Below are 5,865 nucleotides of genomic sequence, written 5' to 3' on the forward strand. Positions count from 1 at the left end.
GTGTGCGGACATGGGTTCCTTCGGTCGCTCGGGTCGGGCATCTGGTCGAAGTGGAGGCCTCCACCCCGACAGACGCCCGACCCCGGGCGAGGTTGCGGGTGAGGTCCCACGAATTTCCGGCGCCCTCGCCGGACCGCCGCCCCGCGCTCGCCGGATCGCCGCCCCGCGCTCGCCGGATCGCCGCCCCGCGCTCGCCGGATCGCCGCCCCGCGCTCGCCGGATCGCCGCCCCGCCCTCACCGGACCGCCGCTCCACCCCGGCCGCCGTGGGCGACGCGTGCGCTGCGCCTGAGGGGGCGGGAGATCCGGTACGCCGGCCTGTGGTCGGCGCCCTCGCCGACGGCCGTGAGGGCGGACCTCCCCGGCAGGGGGCGCAAGGGTGGCTCCGTGCTGCCGTCCGTCGCCCTCGACGGTGTGCGGGCAGCGGTCGTCGTGCCAGAGTAGTCACCGGCGTGCACCTGAGGGACGGTTGATCCGGGGGTCGGGACGCAGATGGCGCACACGGTGTTCCTGCTCGGCACGGGCGTGTTCTGGACGGTCGTCTATGTGCTGCTCATCCGCACGGGACTGCGGGAGCACACCTTCGGCATGCCCGTCGTCGCCTTCGCCACGAACATCAGCTGGGAGTTCACGTTCGCGTTCGTGCGGCCCCCGTCCGGTGTCATGCACGTCGTCAACATCGTGTGGTTCTGCTTCGATCTCGCCGTCGGCTACACGGTCGTACGCCACGGCCGGTCCGAGTTCCCCTACCTGCCCGGCCGCTTGTACCTGCCCGCGCTCGCCGTACTGCTGGCTTTGGCCTACCCGGGCATGGACTTCGCCTCCGAGCAGTTCGACGAGGGCGCCGGCACGGTCACCGCGTTCGGCAGCAACCTGGCGATGTCCGCGATGTTCCTCGCGATGCTCGCGGCCCGCCGGGGCACGCGTGGCCAGTCCGTGGGCATCGCGCTGGCCAAGCTGCTCGGCACGGCCTGCGCCTCCCTCGCGATGCTCACCGGTCCCGACCGGGCGCCGCGCTACGACAACGCCCTCATGTCCTACCTCTACGTCGGCTGCTTCCTGCTCGATCTCGCCTATCTGGGCGCCCTGTTGGCCGTACGCCGTGCGACCGTGACCGACGTCGTCGACGTGCCGGCCCTGCGCCGGCCGGCGGGGGAGAGCGCGGGCTGACAGGGGCCGGCGGGACACGGCCGCCACGGCAGCGGCCGTACCGTTCACGGCTTTACCGCTCACGCCCGGCGGTTCACGGCTTTACCGCTCACGCCCGGCGGTTCACGGCTTTACCGTTCACGCCCGGCGGTTCACGGCTTTACCGTTCACGGCCGGCGGTTCACGGTTGCGCCGTTCACGGCTGTACCGGCCTCCGCTGTTGCGGCCCCGGTCGGCCGGGCACCGGCGGCGCCGTGGAACACGGCCGCCCCTCACTCACCGAAGACCCGCGCCCCCTCCTCCGCGAACGCGATCGCGGCCGGGTGGCCGAACAGGCCGGGCACCCCGCCGGTGTGGACGAACACCGTCTTCTCCCCCGGGCGGATGTCGCCGTCCCGGACGGCCGCGTGGAGACCGGCCAGGGCCCGGCCCGTGTAGGTCGGGTCCAGCACCAGGCCCTCGGTGCGCGCGGCCAGGCGGAGCGCCTCGGTCACCGGGCCGGTCAGTGCCGCGTACCCGGCGCCCACCTGGTCCCGGCGGACGCGCAGCCGCCGGGCCGTGACCGGCTCGTCCGTGAGCGGTGCGGCGAACTCCGCCACCGCCGCGGCCGGGTCGGCCAGCGCGCCCACGTCGACGCCGAGCACCGACGCGCTGCCGAGGGCGGCGACCAGGCCGGCCATGGTGCCGCCCGAGCCGAGCGCGACCACCGCCGTACGCAGGCCGGGCAGTTGCTCGCGCAGTTCCTCGCCGCAGCGCGCGTAACCCCGGGCGCCCAGCACGCTCGAACCGCCGAACGGGATCCGGGCCGGGCGGGCGCCGTCCGCCCGCAGGCGCGCGCAGACGTCGGCCGCCGCCCGGTCCAGTCCGGCCTGGTCCACCTCACCGGCCCACGCCAGCCGGGCCCCGAACAGGCCGTCCAGGGCCAGGTTCCCGGAGCACGAGGTGGCGGGGGAGCCCCGCAGCACGAGGACGACGTCCAGCCCCAGCCGGGCGCCCGCGGCGGCGGTCAGCCGGGCGTGGTTGCTCTGTGCGGCTCCGGTCGTCACGAGGGTGTCCGCGCCCTCGGCGAGGGCCTCGCCCACCACCCACTCCAGTTTGCGGATCTTGTTCCCGCCGCCGCCGAGGCCGGTCAGGTCGTCCCGTTTCACCCACAGGTCGTCCGCCCCGAGTCCGAGCGCGGCGGCCAGCCGGGGCGCGGGTTCGACGGGAGTGGGGAAGGTGCCCAGTGGCACGGGCGGGTGCGGTGGCACCGGCTGGTGGTGGCTCATGGCGGGGTCCTCGGGTCGGGTCGGGATCGGGGGCGGGGGCCGGCGGGGGCCCGTCCGACCGGACGCGTCCGGCGGTGCGGTCAGCGCGTCGGGTCCGGGCGTCCGGCACCGTGGCCAGTCGATCACGCCGGTACACCCGGCGTCACCGGCACCACCCACGTGTCCCGGGCCACGTGTCCCGGGTCACTCGCGAGCCACCGCCACCGACCCCGTCGGCCCGCCACACAGGTCCCTCACCACCGGACCAATCCGCCCGTCACACACGTCCCGCGCCCACGCGCCCCGCCGTCACACCGGCAGCAGCCGCGCGATCAGGGCGCCGACCTGGCGGGCCGTCCGGCACTCGTGCATCTCGACCAGGTCCGCGTAGGCGGGCGCGGCCGAGTCGCCGGTGCCCCAGAGGTCGCGCGGCTCGGGGTTGAGCCAGTAGACGCGCCGGGCGCGCCCGGCGACCTCGCGCAGGGCGGGGAGGTTCGGGTCGCTCATGTTGGTCCGCCCGTCCCCGAGGACGAACACCGTCGTCCGCGGGCCGACCGCACCGGCGTACCGCTCGGCGAACTCGCCCAGTGCCACGCCGTAGTCGCTGCTGCCGTGCCAGCCGGTGAGCGTGGCCTCGGCGCGGATCCGGGCGCTCAGCCCGTCGGGGTCGGCGCGGCCGTGGCCGAGCAGGCCGGTCACCTCGTCGAGCCGGTTGACGAAGGCGAACACCCGGACCTTGCTGAACTCGTCGTGCAGGGCCTGCACCAGAAGCATCGTGAAGTCCGAGAAACCGGACACCGAGCCGGACACGTCGCACAGCAGCACCAGTTCGGGGCGGACCGGGCGGCGCCGGCGCAGCACGGGCCGCATCGGCACGCCGCCCGTGGACAGCGAGGAGCGCAGTGTGCGGCGCAGGTCGATCGTGCCGCGTGCGGCCCGGCGGCGGCGCGCGGCGAGCCGGGTGGCCAGCTTGCGCGCCAGCGGCGCCACGGCCCTGCGCAGCTCGGTCAGCTGCTCCCGGTTCGCGACGAGGAAGTCGACCCGGTCGGCGGTCGGCCGGACGGCCCGCCGCGCGATGTCGTCCCGGCCGCGCCGCTCCGCGACCCGGCGCCTGGCCTCCGCCCCGACCATCCGCCGGAACTCCTCGATCCGCCCCCGGATCTCGTCGTCCAGCAGCCGGTCCGCGAACTGCGCGCCGCCGCCGTCCCGGCCCCGCACGTCCGCGCGCACCCGGGCCAGCAGGGTCTGCGGGCGCAGCCGGTCCAGGGTCTGGTACGCCGACCAGCCGTCCGACCCCGGGGAGTTCCCGTATCCGCCCAGACCGTCGACGGCCTCCGCCGCCAGCCGGGCCATCAGCGCCCGGTCGTCGTCGGCGAGCGCCTCGGCGAGCCGGTCGCGCAGGGTCTCCCGGTCCCGGGGCGCGTCCCGCGGGCCGCCGACGCCGCGCGGGAAGTACAGGTCGAAGACCGAGTCGAACAGGGCCCGTTGGCCGGCGCCGTGCAGCAGCGTCGCGGCCAGGCCCTCCCGCAGCAGTTCCCGGTCCGCGAGGCCCAGTGCCCGCGCCGCGCGGGCCGCGTCCACGGTCTCGCCCGTGCCGATCCGCACCCCGTGCGCGCGCAGCGCGCCGGCCAGGCCCGTGATCCGGTCGGCGACGTCGGTCACAGGGCGCCCAGATCGAGCTTGGCCGCCGCCTTCTGGATGTCGTCCTGGTGCTTGAGGATCACCCCGAGGGTGTCCCGGACCACGCTCTCGTCCAGGGTGTCGGCGCCCAGGGCCAGCAGGGTCCGCGCCCAGTCGATGGTCTCGGCGACGGACGGCACCTTGCGCAGGTCCATCGCGCGCAGCGCCCCGGCCACCCGGACCACGGACTCCGTCAGCGCCTCGCCGAGGTCCGGCACCTTCAGCCGTACGATGCGCCGCTCCAGCTCCTCCTCGGGGAACCCGATGTGCAGGAACAGGCAGCGGCGGCGCAGCGCCTCGGACAGCTCACGGCCGGCGTTGGACGTCAGGACGACGAACGGCCGCCGGGTGGCGGTGACCGTGCCCAGCTCCGGGACCGTGACCTGGAAGTCGCTGAGCACCTCCAGCAGCAGTCCCTCCATCTCGACGTCGGCCTTGTCGGTCTCGTCGATGAGCAGCACGGTCGGCTCGTCGCCGCGGATGGCGGTCAGCAGCGGGCGGGGGAGCAGGAACTCCTCGCTGAAGATGTCGGTGCGGGCGTCGTCCCAGCTCTCGTCGCGGCCGGCGCTGATGCGCAGCAGCTGCTTGGCGTGGTTCCACTCGTACAGCGCCCGGGACTCGTCCACGCCCTCGTAGCACTGGAGACGTACCAGCCGGGCCGGCGTCACCTGGGCGACGGCCTTGGCCAGCTCGGTCTTGCCGACTCCGGCGGGGCCCTCGACCAGCAGCGGTTTGCCCAGCTCGGCGGCGAGGAAGACGGTCGTGGCGACGGCGGGGGAGGCGAGGTAGCCGGTCTCGGCGAGACGGGCGGAGACGTCGTCGACGGACGTGAACAACGGGGCCTCCGGGCGGGTCGGGGAGCGGAGTCGGGCGGGTCGGGGAGCGGAGTGCAGGGGGTGGCGGGTCCGCGGGGCGGCGGGTCACGACGCCTCTATCTAAGCGCTTGTTCAGCCACCGCGCCACGGTATACACCGATCGGTTTCTCTTCCGCCGCGGCGCGGTAGTCTCGGCGTATGGCCACCACAGAGCGAGCACCGGGGAAGGCGTCGCCCCGCGACCGGCTGCTCGACGCCGCCGCCCGGCTGTCCTACCAGGACGGCGTCTCCGTCGGCATCGAGGCGCTGTGCCGTGAGGCGGGCGTGTCCAAGCGGTCGATGTACCAGTTGTTCGACAGCAAGGACGCGATGCTCGCCGCCAGCCTGGAACGGCGCATCCCCTGGTACGAGGCCCAGCTCACCCACCCCGACGCCGACCGCGCCACCCCGCGCGAACGGATCCTGCACGTCTTCGACCGACTGACGCGCGCTTCCCGGGACGCCGGCTACCACGGCTGCCCCTACCTGGCCGTGATGGTCGAACTGAAGGACCCGGCGCACCCGGCGAGCGTGGTCGCCCGCCAGGTCAAGGACCGTCTGACGGCACGCTTCCGCACCGAGGCGGAGCGGGGCGGCGCCCGCGATCCCGGGCTGCTCGCCCGCCAGCTCGTCCTGGTCTTCGACGGTGCCAGTGCCCGGGCCGGCGCGGGGGTGGAGCGGCTGGACGACGGGCTGGTCACGGCGACGGTGACCGCGCTGCTGGACGCGGCCGGCCTGACCTAGAGGGCGCGGCCCGGACCCGGCCACCCACCGCTGGACGTGCCACCGGCCGCCCTCAAGCCTCCGGTACGGGCCACCACCCCAGCGCGCCGACCCACCCCCTGTGCGACCCACCCCGGCGCGCCGAGCCGCCCCCCCGTACGGGCCGCCTGGCGCGCCGCCCCGGCCCTCCGTACGGGCCACACCCGGCGCGCC

5 protein-coding genes are annotated in these 5,865 nt (G+C 75.2%); 2 read left to right on the top strand and 3 right to left on the bottom strand.

The window, feature by feature from the left end; all coding sequences use genetic code 11:
- Positions 1-491: 491 nt before the first annotated feature.
- Complete coding sequence (locus tag GT045_RS20780; RefSeq protein WP_161335075.1) at positions 492-1,169, top strand: hypothetical protein; 678 nt, start codon at positions 492-494, stop codon at positions 1,167-1,169.
- 251 nt (positions 1,170-1,420) lie between these two features.
- Here GT045_RS20780 and GT045_RS20785 read toward each other — a convergent pair whose 3' ends face one another.
- The 3 genes from GT045_RS20785 to GT045_RS20795 all read right to left on the bottom strand — a co-directional run bounded on the left by GT045_RS20785 (position 1,421) and on the right by GT045_RS20795 (position 4,911).
- Positions 1,421-2,416 (bottom strand): D-cysteine desulfhydrase family protein, encoded by a 996-nt coding sequence (locus GT045_RS20785; RefSeq protein ID WP_161335076.1) that lies wholly within the window; start codon positions 2,414-2,416, stop codon positions 1,421-1,423.
- A 288-nt stretch (positions 2,417-2,704) separates the two neighbouring features.
- Positions 2,705-4,057: a VWA domain-containing protein gene (locus GT045_RS20790; RefSeq protein WP_161335077.1), complete on the bottom strand. Its 1,353-nt coding sequence runs from the start codon at positions 4,055-4,057 to the stop codon at positions 2,705-2,707.
- Positions 4,054-4,911: a MoxR family ATPase gene (locus GT045_RS20795; protein ID WP_161335078.1), complete on the bottom strand. Its 858-nt coding sequence runs from the start codon at positions 4,909-4,911 to the stop codon at positions 4,054-4,056. Before GT045_RS20795 ends, GT045_RS20790 begins: the two co-directional genes overlap by 4 nt.
- A gap of 177 nt (positions 4,912-5,088) precedes the next feature.
- Between GT045_RS20795 and GT045_RS20800 the strand changes: the two genes are divergently transcribed.
- Complete coding sequence (locus tag GT045_RS20800; RefSeq protein WP_161335079.1) at positions 5,089-5,673, top strand: TetR/AcrR family transcriptional regulator; 585 nt, start codon at positions 5,089-5,091, stop codon at positions 5,671-5,673.
- Positions 5,674-5,865: the final 192 nt, after the last annotated feature.

This window comes from Streptomyces sp. SID486, assembly GCF_009865385.1.
GTDB lineage: Bacteria > Actinomycetota > Actinomycetes > Streptomycetales > Streptomycetaceae > Streptomyces.